The organism is Xanthomonas sp. NCPPB 1638 (assembly GCF_041475635.2).
GTDB lineage: Bacteria > Pseudomonadota > Gammaproteobacteria > Xanthomonadales > Xanthomonadaceae > Xanthomonas > Xanthomonas cucurbitae.
In genome coordinates this window covers 3,876,875-3,895,724 of record NZ_CM192984.1, presented here as the reverse complement: position 1 = coordinate 3,895,724, position 18,850 = coordinate 3,876,875, and the positions used below count along the sequence as shown (strand labels likewise).

11 protein-coding genes and 2 pseudogenes are annotated in these 18,850 nt (G+C 67.6%); 7 read left to right on the top strand and 6 right to left on the bottom strand.

The window, feature by feature from the left end:
• Both ACCQ13_RS16805 and ACCQ13_RS16800 read right to left on the bottom strand, forming a co-directional pair.
• Nucleotides 1-2,325, bottom strand: coding sequence for a S9 family peptidase (locus tag ACCQ13_RS16805; RefSeq protein ID WP_159407604.1), 2,325 nt, complete (start codon nt 2,323-2,325; stop codon nt 1-3).
• 273 nt (nt 2,326-2,598) lie between these two features.
• Entirely contained in the window at nt 2,599-3,690 is a 1,092-nt protein-coding gene (locus ACCQ13_RS16800; RefSeq protein ID WP_159407603.1) for a DUF1615 domain-containing protein, read from the bottom strand.
• A gap of 270 nt (nt 3,691-3,960) precedes the next feature.
• Between ACCQ13_RS16800 and ACCQ13_RS16795 the strand changes: the two are divergent.
• The 3 genes and pseudogenes from ACCQ13_RS16795 to ACCQ13_RS16785 form a co-directional block, all read left to right on the top strand.
• Nucleotides 3,961-5,980, top strand: a pseudogene (locus ACCQ13_RS16795) (diguanylate cyclase).
• A gap of 107 nt (nt 5,981-6,087) precedes the next feature.
• Nucleotides 6,088-6,576 carry an Rrf2 family transcriptional regulator gene (locus ACCQ13_RS16790; RefSeq protein WP_104604011.1) on the top strand — a complete coding sequence of 163 codons (489 nt, stop codon included), beginning with the start codon at nt 6,088-6,090 and terminating at the stop codon, nt 6,574-6,576.
• 107 nt (nt 6,577-6,683) lie between these two features.
• Nucleotides 6,684-7,574 (top strand): annotated as a pseudogene (locus ACCQ13_RS16785) (NAD(P)/FAD-dependent oxidoreductase); the annotation flags it as partial.
• Between the two features lie 469 nt (nt 7,575-8,043).
• Here ACCQ13_RS16785 and ACCQ13_RS16780 read toward each other — a convergent pair.
• Nucleotides 8,044-8,895 carry a class I SAM-dependent methyltransferase gene (locus tag ACCQ13_RS16780; protein ID WP_159407601.1) on the bottom strand — a complete coding sequence of 284 codons (852 nt, stop codon included), beginning with the start codon at nt 8,893-8,895 and terminating at the stop codon, nt 8,044-8,046.
• Nucleotides 8,896-9,146: 251 nt separating this feature from the next.
• Here ACCQ13_RS16780 and ACCQ13_RS16775 point away from each other — a divergent pair, with 251 nt between their 5' ends.
• Nucleotides 9,147-10,022, top strand: a complete 876-nt coding sequence (locus ACCQ13_RS16775; RefSeq protein WP_167526951.1) for a DMT family transporter — start codon at nt 9,147-9,149, stop codon at nt 10,020-10,022.
• 23 nt (nt 10,023-10,045) lie between these two features.
• On the opposite strand, the gene ACCQ13_RS16770 is transcribed toward ACCQ13_RS16775, so the two are convergent.
• Complete coding sequence (locus tag ACCQ13_RS16770) at nt 10,046-11,812, bottom strand: expansin EXLX1 family cellulose-binding protein (RefSeq protein WP_274391986.1); 1,767 nt, start codon at nt 11,810-11,812, stop codon at nt 10,046-10,048.
• A gap of 341 nt (nt 11,813-12,153) precedes the next feature.
• On the opposite strand from ACCQ13_RS16770, the gene cycA reads away from it, so the two are divergent.
• Nucleotides 12,154-13,530, top strand: coding sequence for a D-serine/D-alanine/glycine transporter (gene cycA, locus ACCQ13_RS16765; protein ID WP_104602486.1), 1,377 nt, complete (start codon nt 12,154-12,156; stop codon nt 13,528-13,530).
• Nucleotides 13,531-13,669: 139 nt separating this feature from the next.
• A complete protein-coding gene (locus ACCQ13_RS16760; RefSeq protein WP_159407599.1) occupies nt 13,670-14,581 on the top strand; it encodes a CorA family divalent cation transporter in 912 nt (303 codons plus the stop codon).
• 215 nt (nt 14,582-14,796) lie between these two features.
• On the opposite strand, the gene ACCQ13_RS16755 is transcribed toward ACCQ13_RS16760, so the two are convergent.
• Both ACCQ13_RS16755 and treA read right to left on the bottom strand, forming a co-directional pair.
• Nucleotides 14,797-15,492, bottom strand: a complete 696-nt coding sequence (locus tag ACCQ13_RS16755; RefSeq protein ID WP_104602508.1) for an AIM24 family protein — start codon at nt 15,490-15,492, stop codon at nt 14,797-14,799.
• A gap of 79 nt (nt 15,493-15,571) precedes the next feature.
• Entirely contained in the window at nt 15,572-17,245 is a 1,674-nt protein-coding gene (gene treA, locus ACCQ13_RS16750; protein WP_104602484.1) for an alpha,alpha-trehalase TreA, read from the bottom strand.
• Nucleotides 17,246-17,736: 491 nt separating this feature from the next.
• Between treA and ACCQ13_RS16745 the strand changes: the two genes are divergently transcribed.
• Nucleotides 17,737-18,753 (top strand): hypothetical protein, encoded by a 1,017-nt coding sequence (locus ACCQ13_RS16745; protein ID WP_167526950.1) that lies wholly within the window; start codon nt 17,737-17,739, stop codon nt 18,751-18,753.
• The last annotated feature ends 97 nt before the right edge of the window (nt 18,754-18,850 follow it).

Here is an 18,850-nt window from a genome sequence, read left to right as displayed (position 1 = left end):
CTACCTGTCCGGCATCGGCTTCATCTGGTACTGCGTCGGCGGAGTGGCGCCGAGCAGATGTTGCACGAAGTAGTCCCAGCGGCGGCGGGTGACGTAGGGCGTGAGGTCGCCATAGCCATGCTTGGCGTTGGGCAGCATCAGCATGTCGAAGTCCTTGTTGGCCTTGATGAGCGCATCGGCCACCAGCAGGGTGAGGTAGGGCGGCACGTTGTCGTCCAGCGTGCCGTGCACCAGCATCAGCCGGCCCTTGAGCTTGCTGGCGTGGGTGGCATTGGCCTGGTCGTCGTAATTGGAGCTGCCATCCTTGTTGACGATGTGTTCGCCGTGATACTTCTCGGCCCAGTCGTCCTCATAGCCGCGGTTGTCGTGGTTGCCGCTTTCCGACCAGGCCACCTTGAACACCTCGGGGTAGCGCAGCATGGCGGCAGTGGAGGCATTGCCGCCGCCCGAGTGGCCCCAGATGCCGACGCGGCTGGTGTCGAACCATGGGTAACGTTGGCCGAGTTCCTTCACCGCAGCCACCTGGTCGGGCAGCGTGTTGTCGCCCATGTTGGCGTACCAGGTGTCGTGGAAGGTCTTGGAGCGCCAGGGTGTGCCCATGCCGTCGATGGCGATCACGATGAAGCCCAGCTCGGCCAGCGACTGGTTGTCGCCGTGGCCGGCGAGGAAGCTGCGCCCGCGCACCGAGCCGGTCTGCGGGCCGGGGTAGACGTAGTCGATCACCGGATACTTGCGTGCGGGGTCGAAGTGGGTCGGCTTGAACATCAACCCGTATAGCGTGGTCTTGCCATCGCGCGCTTTGACCGTGATCGGCTCCGGTGGCACCCAGCCGGCGGCCTTGAGGCGGCTGATGTCGGCACTGGCAATCGTGCTGAGCGTGCGTCCGTCACTGGCATCGCGCAGCTGCGTGACCGGCGGGACAACCGAGGTGGAATAGGTGTCCACAAAACGCGCGCCATCGGGTGACAGCACCACGCTGTGGTCGGCCACCTCCGGCGTCAGCAGCACCGGCGCGCCGCCATCCAGGCTCACTTTCCACAGCTGCTGGTAGTACGGGTCCACGCCCGCAGAGCGGCCCACCGCCATGAACCACGCGGTACGGCTCACCGGGTCCACGCGCAGCAACTCGGTGACGTTGCCTTGGCCGGTGGTGATGGCATGCTTGGGCTTGCCGGTGGCCAGGTCGTACAGATACAGCTGGCCCCAGTCGCTGCGCTCGGAGAACCACACCGCCTCGTTGCTGCCGGGCAGATAGGCCCAGTTGGCGGCGACCTGGCCGCTTTCGTAGTAGGTCTTGGCGGTTTCCTCAAACGCCGTGCGTACCTGCCCGGTGGCGACATCGGCGATGCGCAGCCAGGTCTGCTTGTGGAAGCGCGAAGTGGAGGCAAAGGCCAGCGTCTTGCCGTCCGGCGCCCACTTCACGTCATCCCACAGGCCAGGCGAGCAACTGACGTCATCGCACAGGGTGGAGCGATGCTGATCCGGCGGCATCTTCAATCGCAGCACGCCGCGCGTGGGCACATCGACGATGACGCGTTCGATCATGGTCACGTCCTTGTCGCCGGCCAGCGGGTACTTCCAGGACTGCAACTCCGGATGCCCGACCTTGGTGCTGACCAGGTACATGTCGCCGGTCTTGCGCTGGTCCTGCTGGAAGGTGGCGATCTTCTGCGAATCCGGCGACCACGCGACGATGGCGTTGTCGGTGTGCTGCCAGCCGGCGTTGTCGGTGGCGTAGCCGAAGTTTTCCACGCCATCGTGGGTGAGCTGGGTCTCGCTGCCGCTGGCCAGATCGCGCACCCACAGGTTCCAGTTGCGGATGAACGCTTCGCTCCGCTTGTCCGGCGACAGCACGCCCGGTTCGGGCTTGTCCTTTGCATACAGCTTGCTGCAGCGCGCCCGCGTGTCGCAGACCACCGCCGTGCCGCGTACGCTGAGGCGGTAGCGGCCATCGGCGGTGCGTTTGACTGCTGGTGCGAAGCTGTCGGCTTTGAGCGGCTTGTCGCCGGTCTTCAGCAGCGTGTTGAGCGAGCGAACCAGCGCAGGCTGTTTGAAGATCGGCGCAGTCTTGCCGGTGGCGGTGTCCAGTTGCAGCAGGCGATCGCCGGTGGCGTCGTGATCGACATAGACCACATGGGTGGCATCCAGCCAGTCGATGCGGGTAGCGACACGATCGACCAGCGGCTGTGCAAGATAGTTGACCAGGCGTTCGGCACGCGCGTAGTCGGCCTCGCTCACGCGAGGTGTCTGCGCGCCGGCGATGCAGGGCACGGCGATCAGGGCGATGGCAGCAAACAGGTGCCGCATCGGCAACGGGGTGGGCATGGTGGAGTCTCCGGCACGAAGGGAGCGCGCAGCCACCGGCCGCGCGAAGACCCGATGCTACCTGTCGCCATCGTGGTCTGCCTGCGCCAGACCTCGTGTGCGCAGCCACGCCATCGCCAATGCGCCGCGCGCGGGCTGGTGGAGCCGGTGCACGCCGCGCGCAGGCCGTGGCGACGTAAGCGGTTGGTGGCGGCCCTGACCTGCCGCTGTCGCAGGGTGCGCCACCATGGAGGCCGGTTCGCCCGCCATCGTCGGCGCCTGCGCCGCCGCCGGCTACCGGCTCATGCAGCGTTTCCAGCGTGCATCCACCCGTTGCGCGAACCAGGCGGTGGTGAGGCGGCGGGTGATCTTGGGGCTGTCCAGGGTGATGCCGGGCAGGACCGCACGCGGCAACGCTTGCCCGGCGTCGCGCTGGGCCAGTGCGAACACCTGCCGGTACAGGGCGGTCTGTTCGAACTCCAGGGTGGTGCCGGCCTCCAGCGCGCGGCGGATCTGGCGATCGCTCAAGGCCAGCTGGCTGCCCAGGGCACGCACGGCGCGCTCGGTGGCGCCTGGCGCCTCCAGGCCGGCACCGGGAACCAGCAGGTCGCCATCCAGGGCCAGCGCGATGCCGCTGGCCTTGCTCAGCGCGGCCTGGAAGGCGGCATTGCGGCTGGCATACCAGCCGGCGTTGAAGTCGGCAAACCGGTAGAGCAAGGCGCCGTCGCTGGTCGGGTAGCCCAGCAGGTGCAGGGTGCCGAACCACAGCCCGCCGCGGCGGCTGAACACCTCCTGGCGGATCGCGCCGTCGATCGGGTACGGATAACGCGCGGCATGCTGTTGTGCGAATGCGATGCTCACCTGCATCGGCCCGGCGGTGTGGACCGGATTGAAGCCGTCGAACAGGCGCGCGCCCAGTGGCACGCTGCCGGTGAAGTCTTCGAAGAGGCGGCTCAGGTCCTGCTCGGTGCGTGCGGCAGCGATGCGGGTGGCGTAGCTGCGGCCGTCCGGCGAGGCGATGCGCAGCGCCGCATCCACCATGAAGGCAGGGACATGGTGCGCGCCGGCGCGGCGATCGATTTCCGCACGCGCGATCCGGCCCAGGTTGGGCACCACCGGGTTGGCCTGGTAGCTCGACTCCTGCTCGGTCACCGCCAGCACGGCGCAAATGTGCACGGCGCTGGTCTCCAGCCCTTGCGAGGTCAGCGCCACGTAGACCGCCTCGGCCCAGCCGCTGCGGTCCTGGAGCGTGGCCGGCAGGCGCCGCGCGATGTCGGCCTTGGCTGCCGCGGGTGAGCGTTGCGGCCCGCGTGGGGCCTGGCTGGCGCAGGCACACAGCGCGGCGGCGGCAGCCAGGGCGAGCAGGCGGAACGGAGGCGGTATCACGGCGTTTTCAGCCTGTTTCAGGCGACAGTCGCCGGCAGGCAGTCTACGCCGCCACCGTGTGCCTGCCTGCCTGCCGGTCGACGCACGCGCACGGCCGTGGCACAGCGAGCAGGACGATCGCCGTTTGCTCCATTCAAGATCGGCGCGATCAGGCCGATAACGGCCCCGTCCATCTGCGCGGCGCTCATACGCTGCGGGGCGCTCACACGATCTGGCGTGACCGATGGCCATCATTGCAATCATTCGCCATCGAGGTCGCAGTGCCGTGCTGTGGGCCTTGCCGGAATCACCGCTGTCCGACCCAGGGAGTGCCCGCAATGCGCCAGCAAACCGCCAGCTGCTGCCGGTCCGCACGCATGCGCGCGACGCCGATGCGTCTGCGGTGCGCGCGGTTGCGCAGGTGAGGGGGTGGGTGCAGGGCAGCTGGCGGTTGCTCGCCGGCGCGGTGTTGCTGCTGCACGGCATGGTGGCCTGGGCGCAGCCACAACCCTGGAAGACCATCGAACTGGCCGCGCTCGACGATCCGGTGGCGGCGCTGGGGCTGTCACGGCAAGTGCTGCACTAGGCCGATCGCGATGGCAATCGCGATGCGCAGTTCTGGGCGCTGCTGGCACAGGCGCGGGTGCTGATCTCGCTGGAGGACAATGCTGGCCGGCAGGCGGCGCTGGCCCGTGCCCGCGGCCTGCGCGCGCATTTGCACGGCAACGCCGCGCAGGCGCAACTGTGGTTGGAGATCGTGCAGGCGCTCAGCGATGTGCGCGACAATCCCAATCGCGACATGGTGGGCCGGCTCGATGCCTTGCGCCGGCAGGCGCGCGCGATGGGGCGCAGCGATCTGCTGTGCGAGATCGAAACGGTCGACATGTGGAGCATGCTCGCCTCCGGTAGCAGCGATGAAGCCTGGAATGCAGCGCAGGCCAGCTACCAATGCGCCGTGCGCGAACAGGTGCTGGCGTTGGAACTGGACGCGTTGACCCAGTTGGGCGCGCTGGCCAGCCGCGTCTCTGGCCGGGTGGCCGACGTCAACGATGCACAGGACTACCTGCAGCGCGCCCTGACGCGCCTGCACGGGCATCCTTCGCGCTTCCAGCGCAGCCTGATCGAATACGAATACGGCACCTCGCTGGCAGAGCGGCAGCCGGCAGTCGCGTTGCTGCATTTCCGGCGCGCGCTGGCCCTCAGCCGCGAGTTGGACGATCAGGCCGGGGTCGCCGCCGCATTGACCAGCGCCAGCGAAGCGCTCATCCAGACCGGCGATGCCGGTGCCGCCCTGGCGATGGCGCGTGAGGCCTTGCCGCAGATGCAGGCGCAGGGCAACGTGGGCCGGGTGGCGGCCTGCCATGCGGTGTTGCTGCGGGCGCTGACCGCCTTGAAGGCCGACGGCCTGCGCGATGCGATTACCGCCGCGCGCGGCGCGGACAAGACGACGCTCGCCGTGTCCGGCCGCGTGGAGCTGGTCGATGCCATTGCGCAGGCACTGGCCGCCGAAGGGCGGCATGCCGAGGCGTATCAGGAGCTGCAACGCGCCAATGCGCTTCGCGCGCAGAGCCTGAGCCATCAGCGCGACACGGTGATGCTGCGCTTGCAGGCACGCTACGACGATGCGCGCCGCAGCGTGGAAACCGCCGAACTGCGGCGCCGCAGCGAGATCGCGCAGCTGGCACTGCAGGCGCGCGAAGCAGGCCAGCGTACCTTGTGGATCGCCTTGTGTGCTACCTGCCTGCTGCTGCTCGCCGCACTGGTGGTCCTGGCATTCGGTGCGCGGCACCGCCGCCAGTTGTCGCGGCTGGCGATGCGCGACGAACTCACCGGCCTGCCTAACCGCCGCGCCATCCGCGCCAGAGCGCAGCAGCAGATCGATCATGCCGTGCGCGCCCGCACGCCGTGCATGCTGGCCCTGATCGACCTGGACCACTTCAAGCGCATCAACGACGTGCACGGCCATGCCAGCGGCGATGCCGTGCTCAAGGCGCTGGCCAGCGCCTCCCGACGGGCGCTGCGTGCACAGGAGCGGCTGGGTCGATTGGGCGGGGAAGAATTCCTGCTGGTGCTGCCGGGCTGCAGCCCGGACGAATTGCCGGCGGTGTTCGCACGCCTGCGCGATGCCGTGGCCGCGATCCAGATCCCGGGCCTGCCCAAAAGCCAGTCGGTGCGGTTCTCGATGGGGGCCGTCAATGTGGCAATGGCGACGGCGGGCGCCACGACCGAGCTGGACCTGCTGCTCGGCCAGGCCGATCTGGCACTGTATGCCGCCAAGACCGCCGGGCGCGATCAATGGGCGGTGTGCTGAGCCTGCGGCGCACCGCCGTGTTGCGACAATGCCGTGGTGCTGCGGCACAATCGTGCAGTGACGACAGCAGGTCGTTGCCGTGAACCAGCCGAACACCCCAGGACCGCATGCGCACCGATAGCCGCCTCTCCCGCATGTTGCATGTGCTGCTGCACATGGCCAGAAGCGCGCAGCCGATGACCTCCGAGCAGATCGCCGGCATGTTGTCGACCAATGCGGTGGTGGTGCGCCGAACCATGGCCGGGCTGCGCAGTGCCGGTTATGTGCAATCGAGCAAGGGCCACAACGGTGGCTGGCAGATTGCCTGCGATCTGGCGCAGGTGACGCTGCTGGATGTGCATCGCGCAGTCGGCGGCCCGCATCTGTTTGCGATCGGCGCCGACCAGTCCAACCCGCAGTGCCGAGTGGAGCGCGTTGTGAACGCGGCGATCGCCGATGCGCTGGCCGATGCCGAAGCGCGGCTGCTGCATCGCCTGGGGTCGGTGACACTGGCCGCCCTGGCCAGCGAGTTCGATGCCTTATGCAGCGCCGGCGCGGCAACGCCGGGCAAGCCGGCAAAGACCACAGCCAAGCGCCGCCGCACGCCGCCGCATTGACCCAGCACGCTTTTGGCCTGGGGCGCAGCACACCCTAGGGGTTGAGCTGCTTGTCTTTTCATGTAACATCGAAAAGTACATTAATGGCGTGGCGACCGGGAGCGGACATGCAGCACGAGGTAATCATCATTGGCGGCAGCTACGCGGGGCTGTCCTCCGCCCTGCAATTGGCGCGCGCGCGGCGCGCGGTGTTGGTGGTCGATGGCGGCCAACGGCGCAACCGTTTCGCGGCGACCTCGCACGGTTTTCTTGGTCGCGATGGCGCATCGCCGGCTCAGATTGCCGCCGAAGCGCATGCGCAGGTGCTGGCGTACCCCACCGTGCAGTGGGTCGACGGGCAGGTGACGCAGCTAAGTGGGCGGGCCGATGCCTTCGAGGTCGCGCTGGCCGATGGCAGCCGCCACAGCGCACGCCGCCTGATCCTGGCCACCGGCGTGGTCGACCAATTGCCCACGATCGCCGGGCTGGCCGAGCGCTGGGGCAGGCAGGTCTTCGTGTGCCCCTATTGCCACGGCTACGAGCTACAGCAGGGGACCATCGGGGTGCTGGCAACCTCGGCGTTCGCGGCGCACCAGGCGGCGATGCTGCCGGACTGGGGCGCTACCCGCCTGTTCTTGAATGACACGCTGGTGCTGGACGAGGCGCAGCACCGGCACCTGCAGGCGCGCGGTGTGCAGCTGGTCGCCGGCGCGGTGGCCGCGCTGCAAGGGGAGGGCCAATCGCTGGAGGTGCTACTACGCGATGGCCAGGTGTTTGCGCTGGATGGCGTGTTCGTCACCCCACGCACCACCCTCAGCCCTTTGGTGGCGCAGCTGGGCTGTGGCGGCAACGATGGGCCATTGGGGAGCCATATCGCGGTGGATGCGCTGCAGGCCACCACGGTGCTAGGCGTATTCGCCTGCGGCGATGTCGCCAACCCGGCCGCATCGGTGGCCTTTGCCGTCGCCAGCGGCGCGATGGCCGGCGTGGCGGCGCATCGCACCCTGATATTCGGCCTGGACGACCAGCAGCAGCGGACCGTCGCTTCGAGCCCGGCGGTCGTTGGGTTGGAAACTGCGGCAGGGCGGGAAGCCCTCCTTACTCAGGCTGCTCGGCCGCCAGGCGATCGCAGCAGCGACTCAAGCACATAGGTGCGCGTTGCTCGGCTCCCGAAAGCAGCTGATACCACGGCTATGCAGCCGCGGCGTGCACGGCTGGGGCTCCCGAATCAGCAGCGACGACGCCTGCACGTCGGCCCGGCGCCGTGCTTATCGCCTGCGTTGCGGGCGGCTTGCCGGTCGCTTATCGCGTTTGGGCCAGGTGTCGTCGCCGCAAACGCTCTCCTTCCGGTCGGCGTCGGCACTTGAATCGCGCTGGCGGGCGCTGGACACACTGTCTGGCTCTGGCATGCCACCGGGGAGATATGCGCGCGCATGCAACGTGCGCGTCTGCAGATCCGCCCGGCAGCCACGCGGCGCGCAGCGTGCGTTATCGGCGCGTGGGCAAGGTGGCCAACACGCCGTCGAGCGCGAGTTGGGTACTGAAACCGGCCTTGGCAAGCCGCTTGCTCACCTCATTGGGCACATCGCGCCCGCTGGTGAGTCGGTTGGGCGCGCCGGTGTAGTGGAACAGCCGCCCGCCACGGCGCAGCACCCGCGCCAGGTGATCGTAGAAAGCCTGCGAATACAGCTCGCCGGCAATGCCGAAGCGCGGTGGGTCGTGCAGGATGGCGTCCACCGAGTCGTCCGCAAGCGTGGCGATCTGCTGCGACACGTCGGCATGGATCAGCTGCAGGCGCCCGCCGGCCGCTGCCGCCTCCGGGTCCGGCGACCACGGGTTGAGCGTACGCAACCACAGCACGTCGGCGTTCTTCTCGAATGAGCGCAGCTGCGCCACACCATCTTCCAGGCAACACGCCGCGAAGTAGCCCAGCCCGCCGCAGGTATCCAGCACGGTCTTGCCACGCGGGTCCACCAGCGCCACCTTGCGGCGCGCATCCTCGAACGGCGACAGCTGCGCCGACGGCAGCATCTTGATGCCATCGATCTCGAAGGTGGGTGCGCCCCAGGCGGTAGGCACCAGCTTGATCAAGGCGCCGCTGTAGCGGGAGATCGGCGCGAAATCCTCGCCGTCCCAGAAATACAGCGTGCGGTCCTTGAGCGCGCCGGGATAGGGATAGCCGCGACCGCGCCACTGCCAGGTCTGCACCGCGAGTTGCACGGTATCGGTGCTGCGGCCCAGGTCCAGTGAACCGGCCCACGTGGCCAGGCCGGCACTGCGTGCTGCCAGCAACGCCTGGGCATCGGAACAGGTGAGCAGCGGTCCGGAATAATGGGGCACGGTGGGTGGACGCGTGCGCGGCCTGGGGAAGGGTGCCCCATCGTAACCGACCCATCGCGGCAGGACATCGGCCGCCGCGCCGCCGCCGATTGCCTACCCTGGCCGTGGGCGAGGCGGTTGGCCGCGGTGGTGCCTCGATAGGGCGCTGGCAACGGCCGCTACGGTTTCGTGGGCCCGCGCCACCGCGCATACTCGACGTTTTCCGCATCCATGCGCTCGCCCGGATCGGTATGAACCATGGAGTGTCGGCAATGTTGAAGGGTGTGCTGTTGGGATTCGCCTGTTATGCAGCGTATGCGATCAGCGATGCATTCGTGAAGCTGCTCGAAGGCAGCTTGCCGGTCTACGAGGTGCTGTTTCTGGGTGCGCTGCTGATGCTGGTGGCGGTGCCGTTCCTGAAGAAGCCCGATGACAGGTTGCGCGACCTGGTGATGGCCAAGCAGCCGGCCTTATGGCTGCTACGGGCGCTCACCGGCGCCATCGGCAACCTGACCTCGGTGATCGCCTTCACCACCTTGCCGATGGCCGAGGCGTTTGCGCTGATCTTCCTGATGCCGATCTTCGTCACCGTGCTGTCGGTGATCTTTCTCAAGGAGGAAGTGCGCTGGCGGCGCTGGAGCGCGGTGATCGTCGGCTTCATCGGCGTGCTGATCGTGCTGCGCCCCGGGTTTCGGCATCTCACCCACGGGCATGTGGCGGCGATCGTGTGCGGGCTGGTCGGGGCGATTTCGGTGATCGCGCTGCGCATGGCCGGGCATGGCGAAAAGCGCTTGACGCTGTACGGTGCCGGCGTCATCGGCCCATTGGTGATGGGCGGCATCCTGATGTTGCCGAGCTTCGTCTGGCCGTCGCTGTATCAGTGGGGCCTGCTGGCCGGCTATGGCCTGCTCGCCGGATTGGCGGCCATCTGCATGATGTACGCCACGCGCCTGGCGCCGGTCAGCGTGGTGGCGCCCACCCAATACAGCCAGATGCTGTGGGCGATTGCGTTCGGCTACCTGCTGTTCCACGACCGCCTGGACTGGCCGATGGGCGTGGGGATCGCGCTGATCCTGGGGGCCGGGCTGTTCACGCTGGTGCGCGAAGAGCAGGTGTCGCGGTGGTGGCGGCGGACCAAGATCGTTTAGTTCGGGATTATCGCTGCGGCAACTCATGGAAACTGCACGTTGCCCGCTTGGAAATACGCCTGGGGGCTGCCGTTTTCGTACAGGGCGGCAAGCGTGTCGGTGATGGTCTTGCCGCGGATGTCGGTGATGCGAATGACCAAGGGCTGGTTGCCGAGCTGCTCGCCCAGGAAGTGGTTGTAGTCCATTTTTTGCAGGCTTTTCCAGGTCGTGCCCTGCTTCACCTCGAACTTGACCACCGGATAGGCATGGTTGCGCACCTGGATCGCTGCCCACCAGCGCGAGCTGCCTTCCTTGATGCGGTACTGCACATTGCCTGACACCGGCGCGCGCACCACCTTCCAGCTGATGGGGATGCGTCCATCGGCCATGTTGCCGATCGCCGCGAACGCATTGGGAGACAAATCCAGTCCACCGGAGGCGCCTTCCGGGTACAGGTCGGTCACATAGACGGTGGCCGTGCCCTTGGGGCCGGTCACTTCCAGAGACGCGCCGGCGAGCGCCGCTTTCACCCCGCCGTAGTTCAACTGGGTGGGATTGAGCGCGGTGATGAAGGCGGTGCTTGGAATCGGATCCAGCAGCAGCGCACCGCCGGAGTAGCCCGAGCCGGTGTACGTCGCGGTGCCGGTGAAGGTGCTGTTCCAGGCGGCATCACTGCGTGCGGCTGCAGTGGATACAGTGGCGGCGCGTGCAACCGGCGCGATGCCCCAGGCCCGGTGCAGGATCTGCAGCTTGTCCACGCGCGGGCGGCCATCCGGTGCAAGCAGGCCACCGTTGTTGGCATTGCCCGGCTCCCAGCTGCCGAGGAACGCGCTGCGCAGGCCGCTGCCGGCCAGATAGCCGCTCAACGCCTGCTGCCAGGCCGCATCGCGCGGATCGCCATCGCCCAGGCCCCCGCCGATGCTGACCGGGATCACCGCGTGATCGGCGGCGAATTGGCCGAAATCGCGCTGCCACAGCGCGGGCAGCGCCTGCGCGAAGTCTGGCGACGCGAACGTCTCGGCAGCGTCGCGGTCCGGCCCTGCCAGCTTGGGCAGTAGCACCAGTTGCCGGGCCGGGATGCGCAGCGGTGCACAGGCCAACGGCTGCAAATTGCTGCCGGCGGCCTTGCGTGCCGGATCGCTGCACACCGCGTTGCTGCCCACGCCTTCCACCCCCACCACCCAGTGCGGCGCCTGCGCCAGCACACTATCGGCTGCACGTGCCGCCATGCGGCCCCAGTCCGCCCCGGCGGTGGTTCCGGCCCAGGTCGCATTGCGATAGCCGCTGCTGCCAAGATCGATGCCGATCACGCCGGTGCTGCTGCGATAGCGACGCGCCAGGGTGGCCAGGCCCTGCATCCATGCCTGCGATTGCGGTGTCGTGCCCAACTGCGGCGCGTCGTCGTCGCAGCCGCCAGCGGCAAAGGCGAACAGGACCTGCATGCCGCGCTGGGTTGCGTTGCGCACCACCGCATCGACGAGCTGCAGGGAATTCAGGCCACGCAGTGCAGGGTCGCCGGCCACATCGTCGGCAGCCACCGGCCTGCCCTGGAGCACGGCAGCGCACAGCGGCAGCCGCAGGGCCGTGATCTGCGAGGCCTGCATCCGACCCAGTTGCTGCGCGAGCGTGCTGTCACGCAGGCCGGTGGCCGCCAGGGTGCTGCGATCGAAGCCTGGCCAGGTCACTCCGCGCACCTGCAATGTCCGCCCTCGGGCATCGACGAGCTGGCCGTGGGCATCGACCTGCATGGCCCCGCAGGTCAGCGGGGTCAGTGCCGCGAGTGCAAGCAGTAGATGGCTGCGCAGTTGCATGACGGTCTCCTGGAGGACGGCTGGGCAGCAGACCAGCATCAGGCGCACAGCGTCCGTGCGCGCAGTCAAGGAAGCGAACCGAAGTGTGCCCACGACGTCGGGAAGATGGCCGTACTGGAACATAGGTCCGTCGTTTGCGCCGGGTGCTGCGGATCTGCCTGCAGTGCCATCACCTGTAAGCGTCGCCGATCCCGCGTGCCGATCCCGCGCGGCGCGATGAGGCGTGGTCATGGGTGCCGCCGTGCATCCTGCCGTCCCGAGCGGCTGGCGGCGCAGCCCTCTGGTGCCAACCGGCGCGATCTCGTATTTTTGACGGCTTGTTCACTTGCCGGTGCCGTGCCATGTCCGATCCGTCTGCGCCCGATCACCTGCAACGCAGCCTGTCCAATCGCCACCTGCAGTTGATCGCGATCGGTGGGGCGATCGGCACCGGCTTGTTCATGGGCTCGGGCAAGACCATCAGCCTGGCCGGGCCGTCGATCCTGTTCGTCTACCTCATCATCGGCGCAATGCTGTTCTTCGTGATGCGCGCGATGGGCGAGCTGCTGCTGTCCAACCTGGAATACAAGTCGTTCATCGATTTCTCCACCGATCTGCTCGGCCCCTGGGCCGGATTCTTCTGCGGATGGACCTACTGGTTCTGTTGGATCATCACCGCCATCGCCGATGTGATCGCCATTGCCGCCTATGCGCAGTTCTGGTTTCCAGGCCTGGCGCCGTGGATACCCGCCATCGCCTGCGTGCTGTTGCTGTTGGCACTGAATCTGGTCACGGTGAAACTGTTCGGCGAAATGGAGTTCTGGTTCGCACTCATCAAGATCCTCGCCATCTGCGCACTGATCGTCACCGGTGCCGGGTTGGTGGCATGGGGCTTCCGTTCGCCCTCGGGCAACGTGGCCTCGCTGGCGAACCTGTGGAACGACGGCGGCATGTTCCCGATGGGCATCGGCGGATTCTTTGCCGGGTTCCAGATCGCGGTGTTCGCCTTTGTCGGCATCGAGCTGGTGGGCACTACCGCCGCCGAAACCGCCGACCCACGCCGCAACCTGCCCAAGGCGATCAATTCGATTCCGGTGCGGATCCTGATCTTCTACGTGCTGGCGCTGATCGCCATCATGGCGGTGACGCCCTGGCGGCAGGTGGTGGCCGACAAGAGCCCGTTCGTGGAGCTGTTCGTGCTGGCCGGCGTGCCGGCGGCGGCGAGCCTCATCAACTTCGTGGTGCTGACCTCGGCCACCTCGTCGGCCAACAGCGGCATCTTTTCCACCAGCCGCATGCTCTACGGCCTGGCCGAAGAGCGGCATGCACCCAAGGGTTTCTCCAAGCTCTCGCGCGCGGCGGTGCCGGCGCGCGGCCTGCTGTTCTCCTGCGTGTGCCTGCTGCTGGGCGCGATGCTGGTGTATCTGATCCCCAATCTGGTGACGGCCTTCACGCTGGTCACCACCTTGTCGGCGGTGCTCTTCATGTTCGTGTGGTCGCTGATCCTGTGCGCCTACATCGCCTATCGCCGCAAGCGCCCCGGGCAGCACGCGGTATCGCAGTTCAAGATGCCTGGCGGCGTGTTGATGTGTTACCTGTGCCTGGCGTTCTTCGCCTTCGTCATCGTGCTGCTGACGTTGCAGGCCGATACGCGCCAGGCGCTGCTGGCCAGCCCGGTGTGGTTCCTGGTCCTGGCGATCGGCTATGCGCTCAAGGGGCGCAGGCCTGGCGCGGCCTGAGCGCTGCGTGTGGCATGTGCGCGGCCAGTGCACGCCGCGCTGATGAAGATCACCGGCAGCTGAGTCGATGAGTGCGCGTCGTTGACGTGGATGGGGCCGCACGGGATGCTCGCGGCCACTGTTCAGCAGGGCCTGCCGCATGATGACGATCCACCCGATAACCGGAACCGAGCACGCGCAGGGCTGCTGGGTGGACCTGTGCCAGCCCACTGCGCAGGAACTCGCCGAGGCCACCAGGCGGGTGGGTTTCGCGCTGCCGGACCGCGCGGCGATCGGCGAGATCGAATTTTCCAGCCGGGTGCGCCGACAGGGCGAGGTGCTGTTCCTCAACGTGCCGCGCTTCCAGGACGACGATGGCCCCACCGCGCCGCTGGGCTTTGCACTGTCGCCGACCATGCTGGTGACCCTGCGTGAGCAACGCATCGGCTCGCTGGAGGCCTTGACCGCGCGGCTGGAACACGAGCCCTGCCACCGTTCCGACGATCTGCTGCTGCGCATGTTCGACCAGTTGGTCGGGCGTCTGGCAGACCGGCTGGAAGCCCTGGAAGCGGCCGTCACCGAGACCACCCGGCAGGTGTTCGACAACCCGCACAAGACCCGCGACCTGGAACGCATGCTGCGCCATGTCGGTGGCATGGGCCGGCAGCTGGGCGGGCTACATGGCGCGGGGCAGGGCTTGTTGCGGCTGGTGACCTACCTGGACAGCAGCGCGCCCGAGTGGTTCGGTGCCGATGCGGCCAAGCGGATCGGACTGCTGCACAAGGACCTGGCCACCTTGAGCGAATTCCATCAGCACATGGACGACCGCATCGAGTTCCTGCTCGACAGCGTGCTGGGCATGATCAACATGGACCAGAACAATGTGATGAAGGTGATGGCGGTAGCGTCGGTGGTCGGCATTCCGCCCACCGTGCTGGTCGGTATCTGGGGCATGAACTTCGCCTACATGCCCGAACTCAAGGGGCACGACCACCACTTCTGGGCGTTGGGCGCGATCGCGCTGAGCGTGCTGATTCCGCTGGCGTGGTTCCGCAAGCGCGGCTGGGTGTGATGGGTGGCCAGCGCATCGTGGGAGCCCAGGAGTTTGATTGTCATCGGTCAAGGCCTCGCGCCCAGGTGCGCTCCTACCCGGTGCGGCGTCTGTGTGCAGATGGGTTGCCCGATCGCGTAGCGCGACCGTAAGCGTCGTAGGAGCGCACCCGGGCGCGACGAGGCTTTACTGGGAAGGCCCCTCGCGCCCGGGTGCGCTCCTACGCGGGGCCAGGATCAGCCCTTGGCCTGGAAGCTGACTTCTTCATAGGGTTGCACCACCACCCAGCCTTCTCCAGCAAAACGCATCTGCAGGCTTTCGCCCGAGCCGCGGCCAAACAGCGTGCCCAGCGACACATCGGTGACCAGTTCCGGGGTGAGCGTGCCCGACCAGGCCACGGTGGCATTGGGGTCGGTGAATATCGGGCCGCTGGCGGCGGTGACCGGCAGGGTCAACGGTTCGTAATGCGAGGTGATCGCCACGATGCCGTGGCCGCTCAGGCGCACGTTGAACAGGCCGCCGGAGAGCATGCCGGCCACTTTGCGCATCATGGTGATCTTGTGTTCGATGCCGGATTCGAACGCCAACACATCATTGCCGTTGACGAAGATCGACTCGCCGTTCAAGCGCAGCAGCGTGACCAGCTTGCCGACATCGGCCAGATACACGCGGCCCTGGCCTTCGGCCTTCATCAGCTGCATGCCTTCGCCGCTGACCGCCTTTTTCAGCAGATTGCCCAGGCCCTGTTCCAGCAGGCCTTCGCGCGTGAACTTGACGTTGCCGGTGCGCGCGACCATGGCGCCGGCCTTGGACCACACCATGCCGTTGAGGCGCACTTCCAGCAGATGCGGGTTTTCCAGCTCGAAGGGATCGGGGCTGAGGTCCTTTTCCTTGGAGTGGGCGAGAAATTCGTTGAGCGTGCGTACGGCCATGCGTTCCATCCTGGAGTGAAAGAGTACGCATGATACCCGCCGGTTTGCGTGCGACGGCGTGCAGGGCGACGCGACCGGATCAGGGCGCGGCGGGCGCGCGCTTGCGCTTGGCCTTGCGCGGGGCGGGGGTGGTCGCCGGCGAGGGATACAGGTTCAACAGCATCAAGGTGACGCCGTTGGTCCAGCCGAACCCATCCTGCAGGGCGTATTCGCCGCCACCACCACCGGCCGCGTCGGCGTCCAGACCGTACTTCTCGACCAGCTTGTGTTCGCGTGCGAACAGTGCCTGCACCTGGGAGAGGAAACGCTCGCCGATAGTGCGCGCCAGTGCGACCTGGCCATAGCGGCGCAGGCCGTCCACCGCAATCCATTGCAGTGGTGCCCAGCCATTGGGCTCGTCCCATTGCTGGCCGGTCTTCACTGCGGTGGTGGCCAGGCCGCCTGGACGGAGCAGCCTCGCACGCACGGTGGTGGCGGTGCCTTTGGCGTGCGCGTCCGAGGCCAGCCCGGTAAACAGCGGATAGAGCGCGGCCGCCGTGATCTGATTGCTCAAGGTCTTGGTCTGCCAGTCGTAGTCGGCGTAATAGCCGGCCGCATTCCACAGGTGCGCATCGATGGCCTGTTTGCGTTGCTGCGCCAGCGCGGCGTAGTCCAGCGCGCACTCGGCGCCGGGTTGCGCGCAGGCCTGGGCCAGGGTGCGCTCCAGGTGATACAGCAGGCTATTGAGATCGATCGGCACGATGGCCGTGGTGCGGATGGTGTGCAGGTGCTGCCCGTCGGCCAGCCAGCGGCTGGAGTAATCCCAGCCACTTTCCGCACCGGCACGCAGGTCGCGGTAGACCTCGGCAGCCGGGCGATCACCCGCGTCGGCAGCGGTACGGGTGTCGTGCAACCAGGCTTCCGGGCGCGGCGTATCGCGTTCGTCCCAGTAGCGGTTGAGGACGCTGCCATCGGCCAGGCGCACCACATGGCGCGTGGCCTCGCCGGGCTTGAGGCCATCGCTGCCCTGCATCCAGTAGGCATATTCCCGCTGCAATTGCGGCAGGTAGCGTTGATAGACCGCCTCGCCTTCCACGCCGGCCTGCAGCTCCACCATGTAGGAAAAGAACGGTGGCTGCGAGCGGCTCAGGTAATAATTGCGGTTGCCGTTGGGAATGTGCCCGTAGGTGTCGATCAGGTAGGCGAAGTTGTCCAGCATCTGGCGGCTGAGCGTGGTCTGTCCGCTCTTCACCAGGCCCAGCATGGTGAAGTAAGAATCCCAGTAGTACACCTCGCGGAAGCGCCCGCCTGGCACCACGTACGGGTGCGGCAGCGCCAGCAGGCTGCTGTGCGGCGGCACCTGCGCCTGGCGACGCACCAGCTTGGGCCACAGCAGGTCGATATGCTCGCGCAGTGCGGTGTCCTGGCGGATCGCGTCGGTCTGCACCGGCGGCGATTCCTCGAAATTGGCATCCACAAAACGGCGCAGATCGAAGCCGGGGTGGTCGTGCTGGGCCAGGTAATCGGCGTTGATGAGTGCAGGGTCGCGCAGCGGCAGGAAATCGACGAAATGTTTCTGGTCATCGAACAGTTCCCCGCGTTGCACCGCCTGGAACAGCTCCGGGTAGGCCAGATCCGGTGTGGGCGGCGTGGAGGCCGGCACGTTGACGACCGGAGTGTCCAGCGGCGCGGCGGTCAGTGTGCACGGCGCAACGAACATGCCCAGCGACAGGCCGAGCAGCGACGTGCAACACGGGGGCGCGGCAGAACTCATGGCATCTCCAGAACGGGCAGTGGCGTGGGGCATGGTAAACGACCGGGGTAACGGGCGGGACCGGGGTGCGACCCCGTGCACGCGCCGGTGACGGAAGCCGGCACGGTGATCCGGCGCGCCGCCGCGACGTGTGCCGATCCAGGCCTATCGGCATCCGGGCAACCAGCTTGAGCAGCGCCGCGTTGCACTGGATCACCAGGACGCGATGCAAGATGCGCGCCAGGGATTGCAACGCGGCGGCGTGCGCAGGGACGATGCGTCGGGGGCGCCGTGCCCGTCTGCTGCGGCATGGGCGGCAGCGTTGCGCGCTGCCTGCAGGACAGGCCTGTCGCAGCAGCGCGTGCGCAATGTGAATGGCGGCTGGCAAGTGCGGGCCGGACAACGAATTTCAAACGCGCGTGCACGCGGCGCCGGCTAGATTGGAACGTCGTGCATCGCACTCGCCGATGCCGTGCCCGTTTTTCCCCCTCATCGCATCGGTCGGCCGCATTGTGACTATCCGCCGGAAGGACGCGCTTGTTGCGCATGCAGCCGCCGCTGCATGTACCGGCGCCATCCTGTTCTTCTTCGCCTGCCTGTTGCTGTACCTGCCACCGCCGCGCCAGGGCGTACGACATGACGACAGGCTTCAGGTGGACTTCGTGCCACGCCCGCCAGCATACGCGCCGGCGCCGGCGCAGCCATCGCGCGACTCCAGGCCGCGCCCGCGTGCGACGACGCAGGCAGCGACGGCGACGGCGCGTCGTGCACCGCCGCCCACGCGCACCCCGCCGCCGCAACGCCAGGTGGCCGCGGCCCGTACGCCGGCCGCCGACCCGATGGCCGCCCAGCTGTACACCCGCGATGGCAAGTTGCGCCTGCCGCCCGACACGCAGCAGGACCCGATGGCGCCGCCGGGTGATGCAGTCCCGCCCGGCATGGCCGACGCGCGCGCGCAAGCCAGGGCACGCAACGTGATGGAACGGGTCAACCCGGTGCAATACCAGCAGACGCGCTTCGCCAAGGACTGGAAAAGCGATGGCACGCTGGGCGATGTGGCGATGCAGGAAGTGGACCGCGGCATGAAGAAGTTCAACGCCATGATCAATGGGCCGCAGACGCAGGTGGCCACGGCGCGGCCGCCGCCGGACGTGCGCTTCAATCCTGCCCTGGCCGGAAACCAGGCCGAGCTTGGTAGCGAGGCGACCGGCGATGCCTACAAGGCCGCGCCCATCGCGCACGAGACGCCGCCCGACCTGAAGGGCGAGGCCAGCCGCCGCATCCGCCAGGCCCTGGCGACGCTGGAACAGCGCAGCACGCGTTGCGAGGCGTCCAGGCGCACCTTGCTGCTGTCGCCGGTACGCACGCATCTGTCGGATCTGGAACGCGCCGAACATGCGCTCAACCACGGCGCCGATCCGGTGATGGCCGCGCAGCTGCTGCCGCGCCAGCTGGACAGCGCCTACGATCTGGCGCGCCGCGCGCTGTGGTATGCGGATCGACAATTGCGGCAGTGCGCGGTGGGGTGAGCTGGGCAGATGCGCCGCAGCCGCGGGTGGGCTGGCTGGGCAAGGCGCGCAACGCAGCGGCGGCGTTGCAGGAGCTTGGCTGTCAGCGGCAGCGAGC